Annotated in this window: 25 protein-coding genes; 19 read left to right on the top strand and 6 right to left on the bottom strand. The window is 73.7% G+C overall.

Going from position 1 to position 24,793, the window contains the following annotated elements; all coding sequences use genetic code 11:
- The coding region (locus ACFOWE_RS00495) for a hypothetical protein (RefSeq protein WP_377284720.1) at positions 1 to 485 on the bottom strand (485 nt) is incomplete at its 3' end.
- Positions 486 to 772: 287 nt separating this feature from the next.
- The gene (locus ACFOWE_RS00500; protein WP_377284721.1) at positions 773 to 2,014 is read right to left on the bottom strand and encodes a PucR family transcriptional regulator; all 1,242 of its coding nucleotides are present in this window, start codon (positions 2,012 to 2,014) and stop codon (positions 773 to 775) included.
- A 204-nt stretch (positions 2,015 to 2,218) separates the two neighbouring features.
- On the opposite strand from ACFOWE_RS00500, the gene ACFOWE_RS00505 reads away from it, so the two are divergent.
- Genes ACFOWE_RS00505 through ACFOWE_RS00515 form a run of 3 tightly spaced genes read left to right on the top strand, consistent with a single transcriptional unit; the run spans position 2,219 to position 6,049 of the window.
- Positions 2,219 to 3,595, top strand: a complete 1,377-nt coding sequence (locus ACFOWE_RS00505) for a flavin-containing monooxygenase (protein ID WP_377284722.1) — start codon at positions 2,219 to 2,221, stop codon at positions 3,593 to 3,595.
- A 49-nt stretch (positions 3,596 to 3,644) separates the two neighbouring features.
- The gene (locus tag ACFOWE_RS00510; RefSeq protein ID WP_377284723.1) at positions 3,645 to 4,508 is read left to right on the top strand and encodes an SDR family NAD(P)-dependent oxidoreductase; all 864 of its coding nucleotides are present in this window, start codon (positions 3,645 to 3,647) and stop codon (positions 4,506 to 4,508) included.
- Positions 4,505 to 6,049 (top strand): MFS transporter, encoded by a 1,545-nt coding sequence (locus ACFOWE_RS00515; protein WP_377284724.1) that lies wholly within the window; start codon positions 4,505 to 4,507, stop codon positions 6,047 to 6,049. The genes ACFOWE_RS00510 and ACFOWE_RS00515 overlap by 4 nt, the downstream gene beginning before the upstream one ends.
- On the opposite strand, the gene ACFOWE_RS00520 is transcribed toward ACFOWE_RS00515, so the two are convergent.
- A complete protein-coding gene (locus tag ACFOWE_RS00520; RefSeq protein ID WP_377284725.1) occupies positions 6,016 to 7,224 on the bottom strand; it encodes a cytochrome P450 in 1,209 nt (402 codons plus the stop codon). The genes ACFOWE_RS00515 and ACFOWE_RS00520 overlap by 34 nt on opposite strands.
- Before the next feature lie 208 nt (positions 7,225 to 7,432).
- Here ACFOWE_RS00520 and ACFOWE_RS00525 point away from each other — a divergent pair, with 208 nt between their 5' ends.
- From ACFOWE_RS00525 to ACFOWE_RS00555, 7 genes are all read left to right on the top strand, one after another.
- Complete coding sequence (locus tag ACFOWE_RS00525; RefSeq protein WP_377284726.1) at positions 7,433 to 8,614, top strand: ROK family protein; 1,182 nt, start codon at positions 7,433 to 7,435, stop codon at positions 8,612 to 8,614.
- Between the two features lie 121 nt (positions 8,615 to 8,735).
- Positions 8,736 to 10,262 (top strand): sugar ABC transporter ATP-binding protein, encoded by a 1,527-nt coding sequence (locus ACFOWE_RS00530; RefSeq protein ID WP_377284727.1) that lies wholly within the window; start codon positions 8,736 to 8,738, stop codon positions 10,260 to 10,262.
- Positions 10,259 to 11,299: an ABC transporter permease gene (locus ACFOWE_RS00535; RefSeq protein WP_377284728.1), complete on the top strand. Its 1,041-nt coding sequence runs from the start codon at positions 10,259 to 10,261 to the stop codon at positions 11,297 to 11,299. Before ACFOWE_RS00530 ends, ACFOWE_RS00535 begins: the two co-directional genes overlap by 4 nt.
- Before the next feature lie 129 nt (positions 11,300 to 11,428).
- On the top strand, positions 11,429 to 12,487 hold the full coding sequence (locus tag ACFOWE_RS00540; protein WP_377284729.1) for an ABC transporter substrate-binding protein: 1,059 nt from the start codon (positions 11,429 to 11,431) through the stop codon (positions 12,485 to 12,487).
- A 15-nt stretch (positions 12,488 to 12,502) separates the two neighbouring features.
- Positions 12,503 to 13,675, top strand: coding sequence for a Gfo/Idh/MocA family protein (locus ACFOWE_RS00545; RefSeq protein WP_377284730.1), 1,173 nt, complete (start codon positions 12,503 to 12,505; stop codon positions 13,673 to 13,675).
- Between the two features lie 31 nt (positions 13,676 to 13,706).
- Positions 13,707 to 14,714, top strand: a complete 1,008-nt coding sequence (locus ACFOWE_RS00550; RefSeq protein ID WP_377284731.1) for a sugar phosphate isomerase/epimerase family protein — start codon at positions 13,707 to 13,709, stop codon at positions 14,712 to 14,714.
- A gap of 158 nt (positions 14,715 to 14,872) precedes the next feature.
- Positions 14,873 to 15,439, top strand: coding sequence for an NADAR family protein (locus ACFOWE_RS00555; RefSeq protein WP_377284732.1), 567 nt, complete (start codon positions 14,873 to 14,875; stop codon positions 15,437 to 15,439).
- 127 nt (positions 15,440 to 15,566) lie between these two features.
- On the opposite strand, the gene ACFOWE_RS00560 is transcribed toward ACFOWE_RS00555, so the two are convergent.
- Entirely contained in the window at positions 15,567 to 16,265 is a 699-nt protein-coding gene (locus tag ACFOWE_RS00560; RefSeq protein WP_377284733.1) for a hypothetical protein, read from the bottom strand.
- A 254-nt stretch (positions 16,266 to 16,519) separates the two neighbouring features.
- Here ACFOWE_RS00560 and ACFOWE_RS00565 point away from each other — a divergent pair, with 254 nt between their 5' ends.
- Positions 16,520 to 17,716: a sensor histidine kinase gene (locus tag ACFOWE_RS00565; protein WP_377284734.1), complete on the top strand. Its 1,197-nt coding sequence runs from the start codon at positions 16,520 to 16,522 to the stop codon at positions 17,714 to 17,716.
- Between the two features lie 9 nt (positions 17,717 to 17,725).
- Positions 17,726 to 18,397, top strand: a complete 672-nt coding sequence (locus tag ACFOWE_RS00570; protein ID WP_377284735.1) for a response regulator — start codon at positions 17,726 to 17,728, stop codon at positions 18,395 to 18,397.
- Positions 18,398 to 18,530: 133 nt separating this feature from the next.
- On the opposite strand, the gene ACFOWE_RS00575 is transcribed toward ACFOWE_RS00570, so the two are convergent.
- Complete coding sequence (locus ACFOWE_RS00575) at positions 18,531 to 19,043, bottom strand: hypothetical protein (RefSeq protein ID WP_377284736.1); 513 nt, start codon at positions 19,041 to 19,043, stop codon at positions 18,531 to 18,533.
- A gap of 14 nt (positions 19,044 to 19,057) precedes the next feature.
- Between ACFOWE_RS00575 and ACFOWE_RS00580 the strand changes: the two genes are divergently transcribed.
- Entirely contained in the window at positions 19,058 to 19,399 is a 342-nt protein-coding gene (locus ACFOWE_RS00580) for a hypothetical protein (RefSeq protein WP_377284737.1), read from the top strand.
- Positions 19,400 to 19,439: 40 nt separating this feature from the next.
- Here the strand turns inward: ACFOWE_RS00580 and ACFOWE_RS00585 are convergent, their stop codons facing one another.
- On the bottom strand, positions 19,440 to 19,652 hold the full coding sequence (locus ACFOWE_RS00585; RefSeq protein WP_377284738.1) for a hypothetical protein: 213 nt from the start codon (positions 19,650 to 19,652) through the stop codon (positions 19,440 to 19,442).
- On the opposite strand from ACFOWE_RS00585, the gene ACFOWE_RS00590 reads away from it, so the two are divergent.
- The 6 genes from ACFOWE_RS00590 (at position 19,628) to ACFOWE_RS00615 (ending at position 24,556) form a co-directional block, all read left to right on the top strand.
- The gene (locus ACFOWE_RS00590) at positions 19,628 to 19,801 is read left to right on the top strand and encodes a hypothetical protein (protein WP_377284739.1); all 174 of its coding nucleotides are present in this window, start codon (positions 19,628 to 19,630) and stop codon (positions 19,799 to 19,801) included. The genes ACFOWE_RS00585 and ACFOWE_RS00590 overlap by 25 nt on opposite strands.
- A gap of 145 nt (positions 19,802 to 19,946) precedes the next feature.
- Positions 19,947 to 20,708 (top strand): globin domain-containing protein, encoded by a 762-nt coding sequence (locus ACFOWE_RS00595; protein WP_377284740.1) that lies wholly within the window; start codon positions 19,947 to 19,949, stop codon positions 20,706 to 20,708.
- Between the two features lie 65 nt (positions 20,709 to 20,773).
- Positions 20,774 to 21,892 (top strand): low temperature requirement protein A, encoded by a 1,119-nt coding sequence (locus ACFOWE_RS00600; protein ID WP_377284741.1) that lies wholly within the window; start codon positions 20,774 to 20,776, stop codon positions 21,890 to 21,892.
- Between the two features lie 35 nt (positions 21,893 to 21,927).
- Positions 21,928 to 22,182: a hypothetical protein gene (locus ACFOWE_RS00605; RefSeq protein WP_377284742.1), complete on the top strand. Its 255-nt coding sequence runs from the start codon at positions 21,928 to 21,930 to the stop codon at positions 22,180 to 22,182.
- Between the two features lie 185 nt (positions 22,183 to 22,367).
- Positions 22,368 to 23,120, top strand: a complete 753-nt coding sequence (locus ACFOWE_RS00610) for an L-threonylcarbamoyladenylate synthase (RefSeq protein ID WP_377284743.1) — start codon at positions 22,368 to 22,370, stop codon at positions 23,118 to 23,120.
- Between the two features lie 185 nt (positions 23,121 to 23,305).
- On the top strand, positions 23,306 to 24,556 hold the full coding sequence (locus ACFOWE_RS00615) for an AI-2E family transporter (RefSeq protein WP_377284744.1): 1,251 nt from the start codon (positions 23,306 to 23,308) through the stop codon (positions 24,554 to 24,556).
- Positions 24,557 to 24,793 lie beyond the last annotated feature (237 nt).

Genomic DNA, 24,793 nt, shown 5'->3' on the forward strand with positions numbered 1-24,793 from the left:
CCCGTGTAGTGCCGCTTGAGCCCCTCGAAGGCCCGCACCTGGGCGTCGGTGAACCGCAGCGTGCCGGTGGCCTCGTCGTAGCGGTTGGCGCGGAGCATCTCGGTGACCGCGGCCTTCGGGTCCGCCGTGCCGGAGGCGCGCAGGTCCTCCTCGATGAGGACGGCCGAGCGGCGCAGGTAGTCGGCGGTGTAGTCCGGCCCGAGGTAGCCGCCGTGGCCGACGATGGAGCCGTACTGCTGCAGTCCCCGGCGCAGGAAGATCTGCTGCCCCGAGGTGATGTCCGCATCCGTGAAGACGGTCCGCCCCCGCTCGTCGACGACCCGCCCGGGCAGCGGCATCGCGTCCGTGTAGGTGCGCAGCGCCAGCAGCCCCATCACGAAGAACCCGAAGACCATCACCAGGGCGACCCCCTGGACCCAGCCCTTGGCGACCATCGGCTCCGAGCGCCGGGCCGGCCCCGTCCCCGGTGCGTCCGCGCGCACCATCGCAGCACCCCCTCGTTCCCTCGCGGCCCGCCGCGCGCGGCGGCTCGGGCGAGGGGGCTGGGAGCGTGTCACCGGCAGGCGGTGATATCGACCATAAGTGGCGATCCGGGAAAGTGAAGCCGCCACGCCGGGCCGTTGCCGTCCTGTGGAGGGGGCGGTCCCGGAGGGGATGACCTGGGAGAACCCGTGGCGCGGAGCTTCCGGAGGGGACGGCCCCGCTTCCGACCGGTCGGGTGGTCCCGGTCCTGCGAGGGGTCCCGGTCCTGTGAGAGGTCCTGCGGGAGGCCTCAGTCCCGCGTCAGCCAGAGGCGGCACAACCACCAGGCGTTCACGGCGCCGAAGGTGGTGAGCGGGTCGATCCCGGTGACGTCGGTGAAGCGCTGGATCCGGTTGCGCACCGTGTTGGGGTGGACGAACAGCCGTCCGGCCGCCGTCGTCACGTCCCGGTTCGCGTCCAGCCAGGCGCAGACCGCGCGGGCGACCGGCTCGGCGTTGGCGCCGAGGGCGTGCCACGCCGGCAGGTGGTGCTCGCGCAGCGCCGCGGTCAGATCGGCCCGGCCGAGCACCGCGGCGAGCCCGGCGACGCCGGCGATGTGCACCACACCGGTCCGTCCCGCCGCCTCGGCCGCCGTCAGCGCGGCGACCGCCAGAGGCCGTACGGCGGCCAGCTCCTCGGGCTCGGCGGGCCCGGCGAGCCCGGCCACGACACGGGTCCCGGCCACGACACGGGTCCCGGTCCCGGTCCCGGCTCCGGTCTCGGTTCTGGTCCCGGTCTCGGTTCTGGTCCCGGCCCCGGTTCTGGTCCCGGTCCCGGTTCTGGCCGCGGCCTCGGAGAGGCGCGGCGAGGGTGCCCGGGAGAGCACGCCGACCAGCAGGCCGTCCACGGTCGCGGCCAGCACCGGGGCGTGCTCGCGCAGCGCCCGCTCCAGGCCCGCCGAGCCCTCTCCCGCCCGGGCGGCCAGCACCCAGAGCCCGCCGGTGACCGGCAGCCCCGCCTCGGCCGCGGCCAGCGCCGCCGCCGAGCCGCCCTCCAGCAGGCGGCGCACGAGCACCGCGTCCCGGCCGGCCCGGTCCGGGCCCTCGCCGACCCCCGTGGCGCGGTGGGCCCTGATCAGCCGCGCCCGTACGGCCTCCGCCCAGTCGTCGTACAGCTCCCGCGCGTCGAGCAGGAGGTCGGACCCGACCCCGTGGGCGGCGGCCAGCTCCCGGGCCCTCGACCAGATCGTGCGCTCGGCCACATGGATGGCGCCCAGCACCGCCTCGACGGGCACCCCCTGCCGGGCGCGGGTGACGGCGAGCTCCTCCACGAACGACAGCTCCGCCTCCGTCGGCCCGCGCCTGGCCGCCAGCGCCCGGGTCGCCGCGGCCAGCAGCGCCCGGGTGTGCCCGGTGATGTCCGTGGACGGCAGGACCGAGATCTCCCGCACCATCGTGCGCACGCCGGTGACCACGGACGGCAGCAGGTCGGCCTCGCGCAGGACCCGCTCGATGAGCTCGATCACGGCGGTCCAGTCGTCACGGGAGTGCACCCCGCGATACTGCCCCTACGTTGTGGGCCCGCACAAGTGGATCACCAAAACCCGTGACCCGCACCATATCCGGGCCCCTGATCAGGCCCTACGGTTTGGGGAGCGGTACAACGACGCCGTTCCCCGGGTGGAGCACGCCCAGGCGCGGCCCGGTGCCCGTGGAGATCCGCGAACCGCGGCGGTCCCGCCCCGAGGAGAAGCATCATGAGCACTTCCCGCCGCGTCGCCGTGATCGGCGCCGGAGCGGCCGGCCTGGCCGCCACCAAGGCCATGCTCGGCGCGGGCGTCGAGGTCGTCACCTACGAGAAGGGCGACCGGCCCGGCGGGCTGTGGGCCCGGGACAACGGCAGCGGCCTGTCGCCCGCCTACGAGTCGCTGCACCTCAACACCAGCAAGGGCCGGACCGAGTTCGCCGACTTCCCGATGCCCCGCGAGTGGACGGACTACCCCTCGGCGGACCTCGTCGCCGGCTACCTCGCCGACTACGCCGAGACCTTCGGCCTCACCCCGCACCTGCGCTTCCACAGCGCGGTCGCCTCCGTCGAGCGGGAGGAGGCCGGGCGGGGGGAGGGCGGGCGGCCGTGGGCCGTGACGACCGAGTCCGGCGAGACCGAGAGGTACGACGCCGTCGTGGTCGCCAACGGCCACAACTGGGATCCGCGATGGCCGGAGCCCGGCTACCCCGGTGACTTCGCCGGCGCCCAGATGCACGCCCACGACTACCGGACCGCCGAGGTCTTCCGGGGCAGGCGGGTGCTCGTCGTCGGCATGGGCAACTCCGCCATGGACATCGCCGTCGACGCCTCTTACGTCGCGCGCGGCCCGGTCCTGCTGTCCGCCCGACACGGCGTGCACATCGTGCCGAAGTACCTGTTCGGCCGGCCGTCGGACGCGACCGCGGGCGCGCTGGCCGCGCTGCCCTGGAGGATCCGCCAGACCGTCGCCGAGACCCTGCTCCGGCTGGCCGTCGGTACCCCGCAGAGCTACGGCCTGCCGGCGCCCTCGGGCGGCCTCTTCCAGAACCACCCCACGATCAGCGACACGATCCTGCACCGCCTCACCCACGGCGAGGTCGCCGCCCGGCCCGGCATCGAGCGCCTCGACGGGGAGCGGGTCGTCTTCACCGACGGCTCCGCCGACCCCGTCGACGTGATCGTCTGGGCCACCGGCTACCGGGTGAGCATCCCCTTCCTGTCCTCCGACTGGCTCGGCGCCGACCCGGAGCGGCTCCCGCTGTACAAGCGGGTCTTCCACCTGAAGGACCCGAGCCTGGCCTTCGTGGGGCTGATGCAGTCCACCGGCGCGGCGCTGCCCGTCCTGGAGGTGCAGGCGAAGCTGGCCGCCGCCTACTTCTCCGGGGCCTACGCGCTGCCCTCCGCGCAGGAGCAGCGGCGCTCCGTCGCCCGCGGCCTGCGCTCCGCCACCGAGCGGTGGGGCGCCGACCGGCGTCCGATGATGCGCATCGACTTCGACCGGTACGTCGCCGGCCTGCCCCGGGAGATCGCGGCAGGGCGGGCCCGGCTCGCCCGCGGCGCCGCCCGGCCGTTCACCCCGACCCGCCGCGAGGAGACCTCCGCCTGACCCCCTCCCCACGCCTGAAGGCGGGGGTCTCCCCACCCAAGGAGATTCGATGAGCAGCCCGAACCCCCGGCGCGCCGTACCGTCCGGCCGCCTCCGCGACCCGCGCGGCCTGCGCGTCCTCGTCACCGGCGCCTCCGGCACGTTCGGCCGGGCGATCAGCGCCCGGCTGGCCGGGCTCGGCGCCCACGTCGTCGGCCTGGACGTGGCCCCGCGCCCGGACGACCCGGTCGAGGTCCTCGCCTGCGACCTCACCGACGACGCGGGCGTGCCGGTCGCGGTGGCCGCCGCGCTCGACCGGCTCGGCGGGCTCGACGTGCTCGTCAACAACGCCGGGATCGGCGGCCCGGCCCCCGCCGAGCTTCCTCCGGGCCAGGAGGTCCGCCGCCAGCTCGACATCAACCTGCTCGGCACCTGGCGGGTGACCGCCGCGTGCGTGGACGCCCTGGTGGCCTCCCGCGGGCGCGTCGTCATGCTCTCCTCGCGGATGGCCGTCATGCAGCTGCCGCTGGCCGCGGCGTACGGAGCCTCGAAGCGGGCGCTGGTGGCCTACGCCGACGCGCTCCGGCTGGAGCTCGGCACCCACGTCGGCGTCACCTGCGTCTACCCGTCGGCGGTGCGCAGCCCCATCCACGACTCGACCGCCGCGGCGGGCCTGTCGCTGGAGGGCATGAGCAGCTACGAGCCGCTGGAGGGCGTGGTCGGCACGGTGCTCCGCGCCGCGCTGAGCCGCCGGGCGCACCGCGACCTGACGACCACCCGCCGGGGGGCGGTGGAGTTCTTCCTGGCCCGCCACCTGCCCGCGGTGACCGACCGGATCGTCGCCCGGACCCTCGCCGGCCGGGTCCGCTCCGGCGCGTTCGAGGGCGCCGGTCTGGCCGCCGGCGTCGTCCGGCGCCACCGGGACCGGGGATGAGCGGCACACCGGCCGGCCCGGGGACGGGCGGCACGCAGACGGACGCCCGGATCCCGGGCGCGGAGACGGCGGGGACGGCGGACACAGCGGGGACGGCTGAAACCGCGGGGACGGCGGGGACGGCGGACACAGCGGGGACGGCTGAAACCGCGGGGACGGCGGGGACGGCGGGGACGGCGGTCCGGGGCGGCTCGCCCCGCGCCCGGGCCCTCGACCTGACCGCGTACGCCGCCGGCTCGCTCGGCATGGGCGTCTGGGTCACCGTCCCCGGCCTGCTCCTGCTCTACTTCATGGTCCACACCCTCGGCGTCCCGGTCTCCCTGGCCGGCCTCACCCTGCTGCTGCCGAAGGCCATCGACGTCCTGGTCCACCCGCTGCTCGGCACGCTCTCCGACCGCGAGGCCCGCCGCACCGGGCACCGGCGCGGCATGCTCCGCTGGGGGCTGCTGCTGGCGGCGGCCATGGCCGCGATGTTCACGGTCCCCGCCGGCCTGACCGGCCCGGCCGCCGCGCTCTGGGTCGGCGGCTGGTACATCGCCGGCAACGTGCTGTTCGCCTCCTTCCAGGTGCCCTACCTGACGACCCCGTCCGACCTGAGGGTCGGCTACCACGAGCGCACCCGCGTCTTCATGTTCCGGATGCTCCTGCTGACCCTGGGCCTGCTCGGCGCGGGTGTCGCGGCGCCGGCCCTGGCGGCCTCGGGGGAGCGCGGCGACTACTCCCGGATGGCCCTGCTGCTGGCCGGGTTCATGGTCGTCTCGGGACTCGTCGCGCTGCGCGGGGTCCGCCGGCTCACCGAGACCTGCGGGTTCCGCATGCCGGACCGGCGGGACCACTCCACCCTCGCCGACGTCCGCGCCGCCCTCGGGGACCGCGACTTCCGGGCGCTGGCGCTGTCCTACCTGTTCACCAGCACCACCACGCACCTGTTCCTGGCGGCGCTGCCGTTCTACACCGAGTACGTCTTCCACGACACCGGCCTCACCGCGCTGCTCATGGGCTGCTTCCTCGGCCCGGCGGTGGTCGCCGGGCCCGCCTGGCAGCAGGCCTCGCGGCGGATCGGCAAGCAGCGCGGGCTGCTGGCGGCCCAGGGCGTCTTCATCGCCGGGTCCCTGGCGCTGCTGTTCGGCGAGATGCTCGGGGTGGCCGCGACCGTCGTCGTGGTCGTCTTCCTCGGCACCGCCTTCGCCGGGCTCCAGCTGCTGGCCTTCTCGATGGTCCCGGACACGGTGGCCGCCGCCGAGGCGGCGCAGGGGTCCGCCCGCGCCGGCGCCTACACCGGGGTGTGGACCGCGACCGACGCGACCGGGACCGCCGTCGGCCCCTACGTGTACTCCGCGGTCCTCGCCGTCGGAGGCTTCGTCTCCACGACCGGGGGAACCGCCGTGGCCCAGCCGGACTCCGCGCTGACCGCGCTGGTCGCGGGCTTCACCCTGGTGCCGGCCGCGCTGATGGCGGTGGCCGTCGCCTTCCAGAGCCGGTACGCGCTCGACCGGACGGCGGGCGCTCACCAGGCCACCGGCATCGTCTCCAGGCCGTAGACGACGGTGAGGGAGCGGTAGACGGGCTCGCCCGCGAGCCGCAGGCCCGGGAACCGCCGGAGCAGGGCGGGGAACGCGATCCGCATCTCCATCCGGGCCAGGTGCGCGCCCAGGCAGTGGTGCACGCCGTGACCGAACGCCACGTGCCCGAGGGCGCTCCGGCCGACGTCCAGCGTGTCGGGGGCGGACACGAGGGCGGGGTCGCGGTTGGCGGCGGGCAGAGAGCAGATCACCAGCTCGCCGGGGGCGAGGGTGCGCCCGCCGAGCCGTACCTCGGTGGTGGTGGTCTTGAACGTGCCGGAGTGCACGATGCTCAGCCAGCGCAGCAGCTCCTCGACTGCGGTCTCCACCCGGTCCGGCTCGTCGCGGACGAGCGCGAGCTGGTCGGGGTGGCGCAGCAGCGCCAGGGTGCCCAGGGAGAGCATGTTGGAGGTGGTCTCGTGCCCGGCGATCAGCAGCAGGCTGCCGATCCCGGCGAGCTCGGCGGTGGTGAGGTCGTCGCCGTGCTCGCGCACGAGCATGCCGAGCAGGTCGTCGCCGGGGTCCTCGCGCATGGCCGAGACCAGCTCGGCGATGTAGGCGCGGGACTCCTCCGCGGCCGCCATGCGCTCCTCGGGCGGCAGGGAGACGTCGAGCATCTTCCGGGAGGTGCGCTGGAAGTCGTCCCGGTCGGCGTACGGCACGCCCAGCAGCTCGCAGATCACCAGGGAGGGGACCGGCAGGGCGAAGTCGGCCACCAGGTCGGCGGGCGGGCCGCCGCGCTCCATGGCGTCCAGGTGCTCCTCGACGATCTGCCGGATCCGGGGCTCCAGCCTGCGGATCCGGCGCGAGGTGAACTCCGGGGCGAGCATCCGGCGCAGCCGGGTGTGCTCGGGCGGGTCGGAGCCGATCAGGTTGCCGTCGCGCGTCCCGGCGGCCTGCGTGCCGTCTCCATCCGTGCCGCCCTCCTCCGCGCCGGAGGGCCGCAGGAGCGGCGGGACCCGCGCGTTGCTGTACAGCTCCGGGTGGCTCAGCACCGTGCGGACGTCCTCGAACCTGGTCACCAGCCAGGCCTCGACGCCGAACACGGTGCGGACCCGGGCGACCCCCTCGGCGTCGCGCAGCGCGGAGAGCTCGGGAACGGGATCGAACCCGTTCCGGCGCATGTGCAGGGGCGGTGCTGACACGTCGTGCACGCGACCTCCTCGGGTCACCGGCGACCGATCGTCCTTCCCTGCCTCCGACCCTACATATCGGGGGCCGCGCGGTCAGGCATGGCGGGCCACCGGGCCGTACCGTCTTTCGTTGATGCCGCCGAAAGTTGAGAAATTTTTGAGGGAAGCTCTTCACAAGCCGACCGAACCGGCTTACCTTCTGGTCAATCACCCCGCCGTGGGAGGACCTGTGAAGCGCATCTCCAGCCGCCCGGAGAACGTCCACCAGGCGACCCTGCTCCGCCTGCTCCGTGACGGGGCACGGTCCCGGGCCGAGGTCGACGACGTCGTGGCGCTGTCCCGCGCGAAGATCAACTCTGAACTCGACCGCCTCATCGCGATGGACCTGGTCGAGCCGGCCGGGCTGGCCGCCTCGCGCGGGGGCAGGCGATCGAGGATGGTGCGGCTCTCGCCCCAGCTCAGGTTCGCCGCCATCGACATCGGCGCCACCTCGGTGGACGTCGCGGTGACCGACGGCGAGCTGGGGATCCTCGGCCACGTCGCCGAGCCGTGCGACGTGCGGGACGGCCCGGCGGCGGTGCTCGACCGCGCCCTGACGCTCCTCGGCAAGCTCCAGGACCAGGGCCTGTTCACCACGTTGCACGGGACCGGGGTCGGGGTGCCGGGCCCGGTCAGCTTCCGCGAGGGCGTCCCGGTCGCCCCGCCGATCATGCCGGGCTGGGACCGCTACCCGGTGCGGGAGACGATCAGCCAGGAGCTCGGCTGCCCGGCCGTGGTCGACAACGACGTCAACCTCATGGCCGTGGGGGAGCTGCACGCGGGCCTGGCCCGGCAGGTCGAGGACTTCCTGCTCGTGAAGATCGGCACCGGCATCGGCTGCGGGATCGTCGTGGGCGGCCAGATCTACCGCGGGGTGTCCGGCAGCGCCGGCGACATCGGCCACATCCGGGTGGCCGACCAGGGTCCCACCTGCACGTGCGGCAACATCGGGTGCCTGGAGGCGTGCTTCGGCGGGGCCGCGCTCGCCGCGGAGGCGGTCAGGATCGCCCCGCGCTCGCCGTACCTCGCCGAGCGCCTCGCGGCCGCCGGGAAGCTCACCGCCCAGGACGTCGCCGCCGCCGCGTCGCTGGGGGACGGCGCCGCGGTCGGGCTCGTCCGGGACGGCGGGCGGCAGGTCGGCCAGGTCCTCGCGAGCCTGGTGAGCTTCTTCAACCCCGGTCTGGTGATCATCGCGGGCGGGGTGTCCCGGATCGGCCACGTGCTGCTCGCGGAGATCAGGAGCGTCGTCTACCGCCGGTCGCTCCCGCTGGCCACCGGAAACCTGCCCATCGTGCTCTCCGAGCTGGGGGACACCGCCGGGGTCATCGGGGGTGCCCGGCTCGTCAGCGACCACGTCTTCTCCGCGTCGTGACCGCTTCGCCGTGACCGCTTCGCCGTAACCGTTTCGTCCGTAACCGTTTCGTCCGTAACCGCTTCGCCGTAACCGCTTCTGCGCGCCGTGACCGCGGCGCGCCCGCCGGGACGGAGGTCCCATGAGCGAACTGCTGACCATGCGAGGGATCGTCAAACGGTTCCCCGGCGTGCGCGCGCTGGACGGCGTCGACCTCGACGTGCGGGCCGGCGAGGTGCACTGCCTGCTCGGGCAGAACGGCGCGGGCAAGTCCACCCTCATCAAGATCCTCGCCGGGGCCCACCGGCCCGACGAGGGGACGATCGAGCTCGGCGGCGAGCGGATCCGGTTCGCCGGGCCGGTGGACGCCATCCGGGCCGGCGTCTCCACCATCTACCAGGAACTGGACCTGGTCGACGGGCTGACGATCGCCGAGAACGTCTTCCTCGGCCACGAGCCCGCCCGGCTCGGCTTCACCCGGCCCCGCCGGGCGAACCGGGCCGCCGCCGAGCTGCTGGGCAGGCTCGGCCACGGCGAGCTGCGGCCCACCACCGAGGTGGGCCGGCTGCCCGCCGCCGCCAAGCAGGTGGTCAGCATGGCGCGGGCGCTCTCGCACCGGGCGCGCCTGATCGTCATGGACGAGCCGTCGGCGGCGCTCGCCCACGACGAGGTGGCCAACCTCTTCCGGGTCATCAGGGAGCTCACCGCCCGCGGCGTCGCCGTCGTCTACATCTCGCACCGGCTGGAGGAGATCCGCGAGATCGGCGACCGGGTGACCGTGCTCAAGGACGGCAGGACGGCCGCGGTGGGCCTGCCCGCCCGCGAGACCCCCACCTCCGCGATCGTCTCGCTCATGACCGGCCGGGACGTGGAGTACGTCTTCCCGCCCCGGCCCGAGCCCGGCGCCCACGGCGCCGGCAGCGCCTCCGGGGGCCGTCGCGAGGTGCTCCGGGTGGAGGACCTGACGCTTCCGGGCCGCTTCGCCGACGTCTCGTTCACCGTCCGGGAGGGCGAGATCGTCGGCCTCGCCGGGCTGGTCGGCTCGGGCCGCTCGGAGATCGTCGAGACGGTCTACGGCGCCCGCCGCCCCAGCGCGGGCCGGGTGCTCCTCGACGGCGAGCCGGTACGGCCCGGCAGCACGGCGCGCGCCGTACGGCTCGGCATGGGGCTGGCGCCGGAGGAGCGCAAGGCGCAGGCGCTGCTGCTGGACCAGAGCGTGGCGCGCAACATCACGATCGCCGGGCTCGGCCGCTTCGCCCGGCTGGGCTGGATCGACCGCCGCCGGGAGCGCGCGGAGGCCGAGCGCCTGGTGCGGGAGCTGGACATCCGGCCGCCCGACCCCGACCGGCCGGTGCGCACGCTGTCCGGCGGCAACCAGCAGAAGGCCGTGCTCGCCCGCTGGCTCGGCCGCGGCCGCCGGCTGCTCCTGCTCGACGAGCCCACCCGCGGCGTCGACGTCGGGGCCAGGGCGGAGCTGTACGCGGTGATCCGCCGCCTGGCCGGCGAGGGCATCGGCGTGCTGCTGGTCTCCAGCGAGGTGCCCGAGGTCCTCGGCCTGGCCGACCGGGTGCTCGTGCTCCGGGAGGGCTCGGTCATCCACGAGGCCCCGGCCGGCGAGCTCGACGAGGCCCGCGTACTGGACATGATCATGGAAGGGAGTGCGCTGTGACGGACGCACGCGCAGGGGCCGTACCGCCCGTGGACGGACCACCGCGGCAGAGCCCGCCCGCCGGGGCGGCCCGGTCCGCCGGGGCGTCCCTGCTCGCGCGGCTGGGCCGCATCCACCACCTCGGACTGGTCGCGGCGCTGCTCCTGCTCGCCGCCGTGGGCCTGGTGACCACCCCGGAGACGTTCGCCACGTCGTCGAACCTCGTCAGCATCCTCGCGCTGGCCTCCACCATCGGCGTCATCACGGTCGGCATGACGTTCGTCATCATCGGCGGCGGCATCGACCTGTCGGTCGGCGCGATCATGGCCCTCGCCTCGGTCTGGGCGACCACGCTGGCCACCCAGTCGTACGGCCCGCTCGTCATGGCGGTCTGCGCGATCCTGGTCGGCACCGGCGCCGGGCTGGTCAACGGGCTGCTCATCGCCTACGGCAGGCTGGTGCCGTTCATCGCCACGCTGGCGATGCTGGTGGCCGCGCGCGGCCTCGCCCAGCGCATGTCCGACCGGAAGACGCAGCTCGTCCGCCCGGAGAACGACGCCATCGTCGAGCTGTCCACCACCCGGGTGCTCGGCCTGCCGCTGCTGGTCTACGTCTTCGCCCTCGTCGTCGTGGCCGGCTGGCTCGTGCTGAACCGCACGACCTTCGGCCGCCGCACCTACGCGGTCGGCGGCAACCCCGAGGCCGCCCGGCTCGCCGGCATCGACGTGCGCCGGCACACGGTGCTGCTGTACGCCCTGTCCGGCCTGTGCTGCGGCATCGCGGCGATCATCATCATGGCCCGCACCACCACCGGCTCCAGCACCCACGGCGACCTCTACGAGCTCGACGCCATCGCCGCGGTGATCATCGGCGGCACCCTGCTGACCGGTGGCCGCGGCACCATCGCCGGCTCGATCCTCGGACTGCTGATCTTCACCGTCATCACCGACCTGTTCATCCTCAACGGGCTCAACACCAGCGACCAGCTCATCGCCAAGGGCCTGATCATCGTCGCCGCCGTGCTCCTCCAGCGGCGCGGCCTCGAACCACGCACCTAGACCCGGACCACGCATCCGGGCCTCAGCGCACGCACCTGGACCCGGACCACGCATCCGGGCCTCAGCGCACGCACCCGGCCGGGTCCCGCGGCCCGGCCGGCACCCCCCACCGGAAGGAAGGCACGTTCCATGGACAAGAGCGTCGCCCGGCGCGGTTTCCTCCTCGGAGGAGCCGCCGCCGGCGCAGGGGTCCTGCTGACCGCCTGCACCAGCAACGAGCCCGCCCAGCCCGCCTCCGCCCCGGCGCCGCAGCAGACGGCCGCGGGCGGCACCGACAACGACCGGCCCGGCACCCGGGTCGTGATCGGCTTCTCCGCGCCCGCCGCCGACCACGGCTGGATCGCGGCCATCGCCAAGAACGCCCAGGAGGAGGCCGCCCGCCACTCCGACGTGGAGTTCAAGCCGGTCGAGCCGACCAACGACGTCAACCAGCAGATCTCCGCCGTCGAGACGCTCATCCAGGCGAAGGTCGCCGCCCTGGTGATCCTGCCCAACGACGGCGAGCAGCTCAACCAGGTCGCCCGCCGGGCCACCGACGCCGGCATCCCGGTCGTCAACCTCGACCGCGTCTTCCCCGACAAGCTCTCCTACCGGACCTGGATCGGCGGCGACAACTACGGCATGGGCGTGGCCGCCGGGCACTACATCGGCAAGAAGCTGAAGGACAAGGGCGTGACGGACCCGGTGATCCTGGAGATCCAGGGCATCGCCACGCTCCCGCTCACCCAGGACCGCAGCAGGGGCTTCGCCGACGCGCTCAAGACGTACGGCTACGCCGTCACCGCCCAGCAGGACGCCAAGTTCACCGTCGAGTCCGGCACCCAGGTCGCGAGCAACCTGCTGCAGGCCCACAAGAAGATCGACGCGATCTGGAACCACGACGACGACCAGGGCGTCGGCGTGCTCGCCGCGATCAAGGAGGCGGGCCGGAACGAGTTCTTCATGGTCGGCGGCGCCGGCTCGGCCAACGCGATGCGGGAGATCCAGGCGGGCGGCGTGCTGGAGGCGACGGTCACCTACAGCCCGTCGATGGCCGCCTCGGCGGTGAAGCTGGCCCGGCTGATCGCGCAGGGCAGGGGAATGAGCGACCTGGTGGAGAACGAGGTGCCCCAGTCGATCACCCTCGCCTCCGAGACCGTCACCAAGGAGAACGTGGACAGATACCTGCCGCTGGGCTTCGAATCCTGATCCGGGGGAGATCACGTGTCAGACAGCAGGCCGGCACTCGGGGTCGGCATGGTCGGGTACGCCTTCATGGGGCGCGCCCACTCGCAGGCATGGCGCAACGTCGGCGCCTTCTTCGACCTGCCCGTCAGGCCCGTCATGGCCGTCCTCTGCGGCCGGTCCGGGGAACGCACGGCCGCCGCCGCCGCGTCCCTGGGCTGGGCCGCCGTGGAGACCGACTGGAAACGGCTCGTCCACCGCGACGACGTCGCGATCGTGGACGTCTGCACGCCGGGCGACTCGCACGCGGAGATCGCCATCGCGGCGCTCGCCGCCGGCAAGCACGTGCTGTGCGAGAAACCGCTGGCCAACAGCGTCGCGGAGGCCGAGGCGATGGCCGAGGCCGCGCGCGAGGCCGCCGGGCGGGGCGTGCGCGCCATGGTCGCGTTCAACTACCGCCGGGTGCCCGCCGTGGCCCTCGCCCGGCGGCTCGTCGCCGAGGGCCGCCTCGGCGAGATCCGGCACGTCCGCGCCCAGTACCTGCAGGACTGGATCGTCGACCCGGACTTCCCCCTGGTCTGGCGGCTCCGCAAGGACAAGGCCGGCTCCGGGGCGCTCGGGGACATCGGCGCGCACATCGTGGACACCGCCCAGTTCGTCACCGGGCGGGCGCTGACCGGCGTGTCGGCGCTCACCGAGACGTTCGTCAGGAACCGGCCGCTCGCCGAGGACTCCAGCGGGCTGGCGGGCGCCGGCCGCACCGGGGAGCGGGGCGAGGTCACGGTCGACGACGCGGCGCTGTTCATCGGCCGGTTCGAGGGCGGCGCGCTGGGCTCGTTCGAGGCCACCCGCTTCGCCACCGGCCGCAAGAACGCCCTGCGCCTGGAGGTCAACGGCGCGCTGGGCAGCCTGGCCTTCGACTTCGAGGCCATGAACGAGCTGTGGTTCCACGACGCGGCCGAGCCGGAGGCGGGCTTCCGGCGGATCCTCGTCACCGAGCCGCACCATCCCTACGCGGGGGCCTGGTGGCCGCCCGGGCACGGCCTCGGCTACGACCACACGTTCGTCCACGAGGTGAAGGACTTCCTGGAGGCGATCGCGGCGGGGACCGACCCCTCGCCGACCTTCGAGGACGGGCTGCGCGTGCAGCGCGTCCTCGCCGCCGTCGAGGAGAGCGCCGCCTCCGGGTCCCGGTGGACGGCGGTGCCCTGACCATGCACGGAATCATGAGAGCGGGTGTGGCATGACGCGACCGATCACGCTGTTCACCGGCCAGTGGGCCGACCTGCCCTTCGAGGAGGTCTGCCGGCTGGCCTCGGAGTGGGGCTACGACGGGCTGGAGATCGCCTGCTGGGGCGACCACTTCGAGGTCGACAAGGCGCTGGCGGACGACTCCTACGTGGAGCGCAGGCGCGAGGTGCTGGACAAGTACGGCCTGCGGGTGTGGGCCGTCTCCAACCACCTCGTCGGCCAGGCCGTCTGCGACCACCCGATCGACGAGCGGCACCGGGGCATCCTGCCGGCCCGGATCTGGGGCTCCGGCGACCCGGAGGAGGTACGGCGGCGCGCGGCCGAGGAGATGAAGGACACCGCCCGGGCCGCGGCCCGGCTGGGCGTGTCGACCGTGGTGGGCTTCACCGGCTCGTCGATCTGGCACACCGTGGCGATGTTCCCGCCGGTGCCGCCGTCCATGGTCGAGGCGGGCTACCGGGACTTCGCCGACCGGTGGAACCCGATCCTCGACGTGTTCGACGAGGTCGGCGTCCGGTTCGCGCACGAGGTCCACCCGAGCGAGATCGCCTACGACTACGAGACGACCGTGCGCGCGCTGGAGGCCGTCGGGCGCCGCCCGGCGTTCGGGCTGAACTGGGACCCGTCCCACATGGTCTGGCAGGACCTCGACCCGGCCGGGTTCATCCTCGACTTCGCCGACCGGATCTACCACGTCGACTGCAAGGACGCCAAGGTGCGGACCGGCAACGGCCGGCGCGGGCGGCTCTCCTCGCACCTGCCGTGGGCCGACCCGCGGCGCGGCTGGGACTTCGTCTCGACCGGCCGGGGCGACGTGCCGTGGGAGGAGTGCTTCCGCGCGCTCAACACGATCGGCTACGACGGGCCGATCTCCATCGAGTGGGAGGACGCGGGCATGGACCGCCTGCACGGCGCGCCGGAGGCCCTGGCGTACATCCGCGCGCTCAACGCGATCACCCCGCCGGCCGCCTCGTTCGACGCCGCCTTCTCCTCGGACTGACGCGCTCCCCGGCCGGAGGCCGGATCGCCCCCGCCCGGGGGGCGGTCCGGCGGCGGTCGCCGGTCTCGGCGGGGGTCTGCCGGTGGAAGGCCGGTGCCCCGGGCGGCGGGGAGAAACCGGGTGGCCTGCGGTGGAGAGGGACTGGCAGGGTGCACGGTATGGCGGAGACGGCGGACGTGCGTGATGTGGCGAGCCTGGTCGCGGCGGTCGGGCGGGGGGAGCGGGTCAGGTACCTGATGTTCTGGGGCCACCGGCCGCCGCGCTCCGGCGGGATCGGGGCGGGGTGTCTGTCGCAGTGGTGGCCGGCGGACTTCACCGTGGAGGGCGTCGTCTACCGCACCGCGGAGCACTTCATGATGGCCGGCAAGGCACGGCTGTTCGGTGACGAGGAGACCGCGGCGGAGATCGTCGCGGCCGGTCATCCCAAGCAGGCCAAGGACCTGGGACGGCGGGTGCGCGGCTTCGACGAGCGGGTGTGGGAGGCGGCCCGCTTCGACCTCGTGGTCCGGGGCAACCTCGCCAAGTTCGGCCAGAACCCCGACCTGGGAGAGTTCCTGCTCGGCACCGGGGAGCGGGTGCTGGTCGAGGCCAGCCCGGTGGACCGCGTCTGGGGGATCGGTCTGGCGGCCGACGACGAGCGGGCCGGGCATCCGGAGTTGTGGCGGGGGCCGAACCTCCTCGGCTTCGCCCTGATGGAGGTACGGCAGGCGCTCCGCCGGTCGTGACGGCCCGGTTCACCGGCTCCGCCGCCGGTCGCCCGCCCGGTGCCCGGTGTGGTGAGGAGGCGCTACTCCCCGCGGAAGGACAGGCCGCGCTCGGCGGGGGCGGGCCGCGTCCGGCCTCCCGCCGGCGTCAGGCGGCCGCGCGGTCGCGCTGGAGCACACGCACACCGGCGACGCCGAGCGGCAGGAACAGCAGCGTGAAAGCGAGGCCGACCGCGTACGTCAGGTGGATCGGGATGAACGACATCGCGGCGAAGGCGCCGGCGTAGACCGCGGTCAGCCACCAGCCGACGACGCCCGCGCGGGCGAGCCCGGCGGACAGGGCGAGCAGGCCGAGGAAGGCCAGCAGCTCCGTGCCGCTCCACAGCGGCATGAACGCCGCCGCGTCCACGGCGTCCGAGATCCGCGTCGCGGAGTCCAGCGGGAGCCGCTGCCCGAGGACCATCCGCCACCAGTCGTCGCGCACGGCCCCGGACACGTTCAGCATGCCGAGCGCGGCGGCCGGCGCGCCGAAGAGCACCAGCCCGCGGCCCCGGCGGCCCCGGACCAGCCCGGGCACGGCCAGTACGCCGAGCCCGCCGGCGATCAGGCCGTAGTGCAGCAGGATCGCCGAGAGCTCGGTCAGGAAGCTGTCGCGGGCGAGCGAGGTGATGTAGTCCGCCGCGGAGCCGGAGTCCTGCGGCGGGCAGGTCAGCATGCCGGCGAGCAGCAGCACGGGGGCGGCGATCAGGGCCACGCCCGCGGCGCGCCGCAGGAACCGGCCCGTGCGGTCGGCGGGGTCGGTCTCCGGCGCGGGGGCGGCCGGCGCGGCGGGGGCGAGGGGGGTCATGCGGTACCTCCTGGAGTCTTGTCCGTACGGGAAGAACCCTCCCGCGCAGGGGTGCGGCGGCGCGTCAGCCATCGCGCACCGTGATCGGTCCGCGCTCCGGTGGAGCGGATCCCGGCCGGTTCCGCCGTTCGACGGACCCGGTGAGCTGGCCGGGTCCCCCATTCGGGGGAATCGTGCGGTTCCGGCCGCGATTACGATCGGTGGCTGTCGAAGACCCTGGTCCGGAGTCCGGGGTTCCACCCTGGAGGCGATCGATGACGATGACCCGGCTGAGGGACGTACGCCTCATCCCATTGGTCTTCGGGCCCCTGGTCGGCGCGCTGGCCGTACTGGAGACCGGGCTCGACGACTTCTTCGGCGCCGCGGCCACGGCAACGGGCCTGTCCGGGATCGCGATGGGAGCCGGCCTGGCGGTCATGGCCTGGCGCCCGCTGGCGGGCACGGTCATCGCGGCCGTCTGCCTGCCGGTGGGCACGGTCGTGTTCGGGGCCCCGGGGGTGAGCGGCGCGACGATGATCGGCATGATCGGGGCGGTCGCCTGGTCGGGCTGGCGCGAGCCTCCGCGCCGGTCGGCCGTGGCGCTGGGCGTCTCGGTGGCGTCCTTCACCAGTACGGCGCTCGTGGGAGCCTCGCTGTGGGAGCTGTTCTTCGTGCCGTCGGTCCTGCTGCCCGGCTGGTCCATGGGGCTGCTGGCCCGGCGCAGCGGTGAGCGCGCCGTGAAGCTGGCGGAGCTGGCCGCCGCCCTCGACGCGGAGCGCGAGATCAACGCGCGGGCGGCGGTCGCGCGGGAGCGCACACGCATCGCCCGGGAGGTGCACGACGCGGTCGCGCACTCGGTCAGCGTGATGACGCTGCAGCTGGGCGGTCTGCGCCGGATCCTCGCCGACCGCCCGGCCGAGCAGGAGGTCGTGGCCGGGCTGGAACGCCTCGGGCGGCAGACGGTGGAGGAGATGCGCGGCCTGGTCGGCATCCTGCGCGAGCGCGCCGACGGGGAGGAGACCGCCCCCAGGCCCTCGCTGGCCCGGCTCGGCGAGCTGATCGCGGATGTCCGCGCCGCCGGTCTCGCGGTGACGCTGGACGCCCCGGCCGACCTGCCCCGGCTGCCGCCGGTGCTGGACCTCACCGCCTACCGGGTGCTCCAGGAGGCTCTGACGAACGTGCTGCGGCACGCCGACGCCGCGCCGACCGCGGTCGCCATCGGCTGCACCGACCAGGCGCTCACCGTGGAGGTGCGGAACGGGCCCGCGCCGCGCGGACCGGAGGACCCGGTCGCCGGCCCGCGCGGGACGCCGGAGTCCGCGCCGCGCGGAGCGGAGAGCGGCCGGACCGGTCATGGCCTGGTCGGCATGCGGGAACGGCTGGCGATGGTGCACGGGAGCCTGCACGCCGGTCCCGAACCGGACGGCGGCTTCGCCGTACGCGCCCGATTCCCCATTCCCCGGACCAGGTAGGGACACGACATGACGATTTCCGTGGCGCTCGTCGACGACGAGGGCATGATCCGCGCGGGACTGCGGATGGTGCTCAGCGGAGAGCCCGGCATCGAGGTGGTCGGGGAGGCGGCCGACGGGGTGGAGGCCCTCGACCTCGTCGCGCGCACCCGCCCCGACGTCGTCCTGATCGACGTGCGCATGCCGCGCATGGACGGGCTGGAGGCGTCGCGGCGCCTCGTGCGCGACCATCCGGACAGCAAGGTCATCGTGCTGACCACGTTCGACGAGGACGCGCACGTCGCCGCCGCGCTCCGGGCGGGGGTCAGCGGCTTCCTGCTGAAGGTCGCCCCTCCGGAGGACCTGGTCGAGGCGGTGCGCACGGTCGCGGCCGGGGGCGGGCTGCTCGACCCGGCCGTGACCCTGCGGGTGATCGCCGCCTTCGCCGGGCAGCCGGACCCCTCCCGCACCGTGAGCCGGGCCGCAGAGCTCGACAAGCTCACCGGCAGGGAGACGGACGTGCTGAGACTGCTGGCGCAGGGCCTGACCAACGTCCAGATCGCCGCCCGGCTCCACCTGGGCGAGGCGACCGTCAAGACCCATCTGTCCCGGGTCCTGATGAAGCTCGATCTGACCACGCGCGTCCAGGCGGTCGTCTTCGCCTACGAGAGCGGGCTGGTCCGCCCCGGAGAGAGCCGGTAGGAGGGGCGACCGCGGCGAACTTCGCCATCGCCGCCCCGAAGCCGTCCCGTTCGTACGTCCGGCGGATGTCCGCGTGATCGCTCCTTCTCGGCGCTCGTGGTGCGGGTCTGCGGGAGCGGCGGGAGCCGTGCTCCTACTCCTCCTCCTCTTCCTCCTCGCTCGCGCTGTAGACGTAGACCCACTTGCCGCAGTACTTCTTGCTCTCGGTCACGGTGTCCCAGTAGCAGACCCGGGCCGAGAGGTGGATGGGGACGTCGGAGCCGGTGAGGACGAGTCCGTAGGGGGCGAAGCCCTTGGGACCGCACCTCTTGGCCCCGCCGACCCTCTCGTCGTCGTCGGTCTCGAACTTGACCTCGAGATATCCGCACAGCCGGGAGGGCGAGCCCCGGTCGTACAGCCGGGCCTGGACGGTGAACTTGTCGCCGTGCTCCTCGTCCAGCTCGTAGCGGCCGACGGCATGGGCCCGCGAGCCGCCGTAGTGACGGGAGTAGATCGGCCCCCAGCGGCCGGACGGGTCGTCCTGGAAGGCCGCGGTCACCGGGGCGGTCGCCGCGCCGGCGGGGGAGAGGACGGCCGACCCGCCCGCTACGGCGATCGCGCAGGCGGCGGTCAGGCCGAGGAGGCGGCGAATGGGATGATGCATCATGTTCTGTCTTCTGCGTGCGGCAGAGAACCGCCGACGCCGTCGTTGACGTCCTCGTGGACGACGACCACGGCGTCATGCCCATCCCCGCCGAACTGCGCGCGGTCGTGAACAAGGCCCGCGCCATCGCCGCCGGCCGCGACACGGGCACCGCGCGGGCACGGCTGCTGGTCCACGGCCGCTGGCTGTCCACCGCGGAGATCGCCGCGAGCCTCTGCCTGTCCACCCACACCGTCCGCGACTACCTCAAGCAGGCGTTCGAGAAGGTCGGGGTGTCGACCCGCGGCGGCCTCGTGGCGAAGATCTTCGCCGAGCACTACAAGGGCACGCTGAACCCGGACATCCACACCGGTCTCTGAGCGAGTTCGGTCAGGGCCGCGAAGGCGGGGCCCTGTGCGGTCACGTGGAGTAGACCTGGCGCCAGTGCTCGGCCGAGCGGGTCAGGTCCCGGCCGACCCGGGTGAGGAAGTCGCTCATGGTCTGCAGGCGGACTCCGACCGGAGTGGCCGGGCCCAGGAGACGGGCGTTGCGCTGAGCGGCGTCGGCCAGGTGGGCGTTGGCCCGGGCGTCTCCGCGGTCACCCTGCCGTGCGGCACCACCGTCTACGGCCACGGCGGCCTGATCACCGGTACTGGTCCTACCTGTACGGCACCCGCGACGGCGGCCTGATCGCCGTGCAGAACGTCAACGGCGACCGGGGCATGCCTCCCCTGGGCCTGTTCGCCGACGTCCTCGACGCGGCGTTCCGCCCCGCCGCCTGACCTGCCGGCAGCGGGACGGCGGGCGCGCCCGGTCCGGCGACACCCCAGAAGATCCTCAAAACGCCTTCACCATGCTTAATTACACGATTACCGTCTTATCGACAGGTTCGGTGCAGAAATCGAGATCGGCCACGGGAAGGATCCCATGATCGTCGAGTACATCCGCTACCGCATTCCGGGCGAACGCTCGGCGGAGTTCGAGCAGGCCTACGGCAGGGTGGCCGCCGTCCTGGCGAGGGCGCCGCAGTGCGTGGACTACGAGCTCACCCGCTGCGCGGACGAGCCCGCCTGCCACATCCTGCGGATCACCTGGACCTCGGCCGAGGACCACCTGGAGGGGTTTCGGGGAGGGGAGCTGTTCCCCGCCTTCCTGGCGGAGATCCGCCCCTACGTCGGGATGATCGAGGAGATGCGCCACTACGAGCCGACCGCGGTGCGCGGCGCCGGAGGCTCCGTCCCCACCCTCTACGAGTGGGCCGGCGGCAGCGAGGCGCTGGAACGCCTCACCGAACGCTTCTACGAGACGGTCAAGGCCGACGAGCTGGTCGGGCCGCTGTTCGCGCACATGGACCCCGGACACCCGCGGTACGTGGCCATGTGGCTGGCGGAGGTCTTCGGCGGCCCGGCGCGCTACACCGGCGAGCGGGGCGGTTACGCCCACATGCTGGGCATGCACCTGAAGAGGGGGATCACCGAGGCCCAGCGCCGCCGCTGGGTGAACCTGCTGGCCGACGCCGCCGACGAGGTCGGCCTGCCCGGCGACCCGGAGTTCCGCGCCGCGTTCATGGGCTACATCGAGTGGGGCACCCGCCTGGCACTGGCCAACTCCCAGCCCGATGCCACGCCCATGCGGCAGGCGCCGGTGCCGCGGTGGGGCTGGGGCGTCGCCCCGCCGTACCAGGGCTGAGACACCCCACCGAAAGGACGGCCATGGCCGGCATTCTCCGACCGCGCGGTCACACCGCGAAGGTCATGCCCATCGAGCTCTTCTTCGACCTCGTCTACGTGTTCGCCATCACCCAGCTCTCCCACCTCCTCCTGAACCATCTGGGAGCGGCCGGAGCGGCGCAGACGCTGCTGCTGACGCTGGCGGTGTGGTGGGCCTGGATGTACGCCACCTGGACCACGAACTATCTGGACCCCGACCACGCCACCATGAGGCTGACACTGGTCGGCATGATGCCGGCCGGGCTGGCCATGGCCGCCGCCCTGCCCCAGGCGTTCGGCCCGCGCGCCCTGTGGTTCGCCATCGCGTACGTCGTCCTGCAGGTGGGCCGATCGCTGGTGGCGGTGCTCGCAGCCCGCCACGAGCCCATCGGGCACACCTTCCGGCTCATCCTCGGCTGGCACGTGATCAGCGCCGTACTGTGGATCGCCGGTGCGCTCGCCGGCGGGGCGGGCCAGACGGCGCTGTGGGTGGCGGCGCTGGCGGCGGAGTACGCCGCGCCCTGGCACGGCTACCGGCTGCCGTTCCTGCCCCGGGCCACCACCGCCGACTGGGTGATCGACGGCGCCCACATGGCCGAACGCTGCCAGCTCTTCGTCATCCTCGCCCTCGGGGAGTCCATCCTGCTCACCGGCCTGACGCTGGCCGAGGGCGATCACCTGTCCATCGCGACGGCGGGCGCGTTCGCCGTGGCGTTCCTCACCAGCGTGGCGATGTGGTGGACTTACTTCGACCGATCAGCGGAGGCCGCCGCGGAGAAGGTGGCCGAATCGGATGACACCGGGCGTCTCGGCCGGTCGGCCTACACCTACGGCCACATCCCCATCGTGGCCGGGATCATCATCGCGGCCGTGGGCGACGAACTGGCGATCGCGCACCCGCTCGGTCCCGTCACGGCGGGCACCGCCCTCACCGTCCTGGGCGGCCCCGCGCTGTTCCTGGCCGGGCACGCGGTGTTCCAACGCGTCGTGTTCGGCCGGGTACCGGCGAGCAGGCTCGTCGCCATCGCCGTGCTCGTCATCGTCGCACCGGTCGTCCTGGCGGCGCCGTCGCTCGTGCCGCCTCTCGCCCTGGCCGTCCTGGCGGCGGCGGTCGTCGGCGGCGCAGCGCTCTGGGACTCCTCCCGGCCGGCGCATCCTGCCTGAGCAGGGTAGGCCGCGGCCGATCCCTGCTCTTCGCCGTGGAGGGCGATCAGCTCGTACCTGGTCGCGGTGTCGGTACGGGCCTGCAGACCGGTCACGATCTCCAGGTGTGCGGGATCGGCGAGGAAATGGCCGGCCATGGCGGTGGCGAGCTCGGCGACACGGCGCCGTACGCGGCGATCCGCAGGGTGCTCTTGTCCTGGTCGGAGGAGGTGATGGGCATGGTGGTGTGCTCCTTGGAATCCGTTATGTCCGGGCCGGCGTCGTGCCGCTGCGCCGAGCTTTCACCCTGACCCAAGGTCAACCTCAACCGTGATCCATCTCACAGGAACGTCGGAGACTCGGAACGGATTCAGGCGCAGCAGGTCGTGGACGGTCTGGTCGGCGCCGTCGTCGTGCCGTGCGGCGAAGTGGTGGCAGAACCGTCGCGCGCCGGTTCAGGCGGCCGCGCACCACGGCACGGCTCCGGGTGGCCGCCATGACCTGCGTCCGGACGGTGGAGACCGCGCTCACCCTCCGCCGGCTCAAGGACCTCACCTACGAGCGGCCCGGCGCTGACGGGGCCTCCCCGGCGGACCTCCGCCCCGGACCCGGGTCTAGGCTCCGACGTGTGGCGAAGTACTTCGATGTGCATCCGGACAATCCGCAGCCCCGGCTGATCGGCCAGGCGGTCGATCTCCTGCGGGAGGACGGCCTGATCGCGTACCCGACGGACTCGTGCTACGCGCTGGGATGCCGGCTGGGCAACAAGGAGGGCATCGACCGGATCAGGGAGATCCGCGCCCTCGGAGACGACCACCACTTCACGCTGGTCTGCAGGGACTTCGCCCAGTTCGGCCAGTTCGTTCATGTGAGCAATGCGCTGTTCCGCTCGATCAAGGCGGCGACCCCCGGCGGCTACACGTTCGTCCTGCCCGCGACCAAGGAGGTGCCGCGGCGGCTGCTGCACCCCCGGAAGAAGACGGTCGGCGTCCGGATCCCCGATCACGTCGTCACGCAGGCGCTCCTGGCCGAGCTCGGTGAGCCGCTGCTCTCGAGCACCCTGCTGCTGCCCGACGAGACCGAGCCTCCCACGCAGGGCTGGGAGATCAAGGAGAGGCTCGACCACGCGGTGGACGCCGTCATCGACTCCGGCGAGTGCGGCGCCACTCCGACGACGGTCGTCGACTTCTCGCAGGGCGAGCCGGAGATCCTCCGCCGGGGCGCCGGAGATCCGGCCCTCTTCGAGTAGGCGGCCGGCGCCCTCCGCGGTGCCGTACGGCGTGACGCCGGAATGCGTCACGCCGTACCTGATGACGCCGGAGCGCGCCATGCCGGAGCGCGTGACGCCGGGCCGCGCGCCGTGCCGCGGTGCGCTGCCGCGCGCGCCGGACCTCCCCGCCGCACACGGCTCGCCGAGCGCCTTAGGGTGATCTCATGCCTGCCCCGCTGAGCCCCGTGAAGACCCGAGCGGCATTGCGCACCTCGGCCCGCATCTCCCTGGAACTCCTCCTCGTCCTGCTGATGGTCGCCACGGCGCTGTGGCTGCTGGGCCGGATGTGGTCGGTCACGTGGCCGGTGATCGTCGCGCTGCTGCTGACCACGCTGACGTGGCCGCCCACCCGCTTCCTCCGCCGGCGCGGATGGCCTCCGGCGCTGGCCGCGTCGGTGGTGACCGTGCTGTTCCTCATCGTGGCGGCGGGCATCGTGGTGCTGATCGCCGTGCCGGTCGCCTCCCAGTCCGGTGAGCTCACCGCCGGCGTGGTCGACGGCATCCAGCAGATGCGGAAGTGGGCCGCCGGACCGCCGCTGAACATCGGCGACGCCCAGCTCTCCCAGGCGTTCGACACGGCGGCGGCCCGCCTCCAGGACAGCGTCGGCAGCATCGTCAACGCCACCGTCACCGGTGTGGGCACGGTGCTCAACGGCGTCGTCACCACGGTGCTGGCCCTGTTCCTGATGTTCTTCTTCCTGAAGGACGGCCCCCGGTTCCTGCCCTGGCTGACCCGCCAGCTGCCCGGCCGGCTCGCCGTCGACCTGCCGGCCGTCGCCGAGCGCGGCTGGGACACCCTGGGGGCGTTCGTCCGCTCCCAGGCCTTCGTCGGCCTGCTGGACGCCGTCTTCATCGGGCTGGGCCTGTGGATCGTCGGTGTGCCGCTGGTGCTCCCGCTGGCCGTGCTGACGTTCGTGGCGGCGTTCGTGCCGATCATCGGCGCGCTCTTCGCCGGGTTCGTGGCCGTGCTCATCGCGCTGGTGTCCAACGGCCTGACCGACGCGCTCATCGTGCTGGCCATCATCATCGTGGTGCAGCAGCTGGAGGGGAACGTCTTCCAGCCCATGGTGCAGAGCCGCGGCCTGGGCCTGCACGCGGCGGTGGTCCTGCTCGCGGTCACGCTGGGCGGCAGCCTTGCGGGCATCGTCGGCAGCCTGCTCGCGGTGCCGGCGGCCGCGCTGCTCGCCGTGTCCTGGAACTATCTGCGCGAGCAGCTCGGCCGGTCGGACGGTGAGCCGGGGCGGGAGCCGGAGGCGGGTGGACCCGATGGCGGCGGGCCGGGGCGGGATCCGGTGAAGGGCGGAGCGAGGGGCGGCGGGCCGGGCCGGGACGCGGCGAAGGGTGGAGCGAGGAGCGGTGAGCCGGGGCGGGAGCCGGAGGCGGGTGAGCCGGACAGCGGTCCGGCACCGGCATAGGACGCCCGGGCCCGCTCGGGAGGTCCTCGGCCGGCACCTCCGGGAAGCCCGGCCGCCAGGCGCGGCACCGCCGTGCGGGACTTTGGTGTGCGGGACTTGGGTGTGCGGGGTTCTGGCGTGCGAGACCGGGGGCCGTCGGATCTGTCGGATCCGACGGCCCCCGGTCCAGGCGATCAGCCGTGGGCGGCGGTCACGGCACCGCCGCCGGGTGCGACGCCGCCGCCCGGTGGGGCCGGG

Origin of the sequence: Planomonospora corallina (genome assembly GCF_042650625.1) — a bacterium.
GTDB lineage: Bacteria > Actinomycetota > Actinomycetes > Streptosporangiales > Streptosporangiaceae > Planomonospora_B > Planomonospora_B corallina.

Coding starts and splice junctions, on each gene's coding strand:
- ACFOWE_RS00505 (WP_377284722.1), top strand. CDS start 2,219: ATGAGCACTTCCCGCCGCGTCGCCGTGATCGGCGCCGGAGCGGCCGGC.
- ACFOWE_RS00510 (WP_377284723.1), top strand. CDS start 3,645: ATGAGCAGCCCGAACCCCCGGCGCGCCGTACCGTCCGGCCGCCTCCGC.
- ACFOWE_RS00515 (WP_377284724.1), top strand. CDS start 4,505: ATGAGCGGCACACCGGCCGGCCCGGGGACGGGCGGCACGCAGACGGAC.
- ACFOWE_RS00530 (WP_377284727.1), top strand. CDS start 8,736: ATGAGCGAACTGCTGACCATGCGAGGGATCGTCAAACGGTTCCCCGGC.
- ACFOWE_RS00540 (WP_377284729.1), top strand. CDS start 11,429: ATGGACAAGAGCGTCGCCCGGCGCGGTTTCCTCCTCGGAGGAGCCGCC.
- ACFOWE_RS00550 (WP_377284731.1), top strand. CDS start 13,707: ATGACGCGACCGATCACGCTGTTCACCGGCCAGTGGGCCGACCTGCCC.
- ACFOWE_RS00555 (WP_377284732.1), top strand. CDS start 14,873: ATGGCGGAGACGGCGGACGTGCGTGATGTGGCGAGCCTGGTCGCGGCG.
- ACFOWE_RS00560 (WP_377284733.1), bottom strand. CDS start 16,265: ATGACCCCCCTCGCCCCCGCCGCGCCGGCCGCCCCCGCGCCGGAGACC.
- ACFOWE_RS00565 (WP_377284734.1), top strand. CDS start 16,520: ATGACGATGACCCGGCTGAGGGACGTACGCCTCATCCCATTGGTCTTC.
- ACFOWE_RS00570 (WP_377284735.1), top strand. CDS start 17,726: ATGACGATTTCCGTGGCGCTCGTCGACGACGAGGGCATGATCCGCGCG.
- ACFOWE_RS00575 (WP_377284736.1), bottom strand. CDS start 19,043: ATGATGCATCATCCCATTCGCCGCCTCCTCGGCCTGACCGCCGCCTGC.
- ACFOWE_RS00595 (WP_377284740.1), top strand. CDS start 19,947: ATGATCGTCGAGTACATCCGCTACCGCATTCCGGGCGAACGCTCGGCG.
- ACFOWE_RS00600 (WP_377284741.1), top strand. CDS start 20,774: ATGCCCATCGAGCTCTTCTTCGACCTCGTCTACGTGTTCGCCATCACC.
- ACFOWE_RS00610 (WP_377284743.1), top strand. CDS start 22,368: ATGACCTGCGTCCGGACGGTGGAGACCGCGCTCACCCTCCGCCGGCTC.
- ACFOWE_RS00615 (WP_377284744.1), top strand. CDS start 23,306: ATGCCTGCCCCGCTGAGCCCCGTGAAGACCCGAGCGGCATTGCGCACC.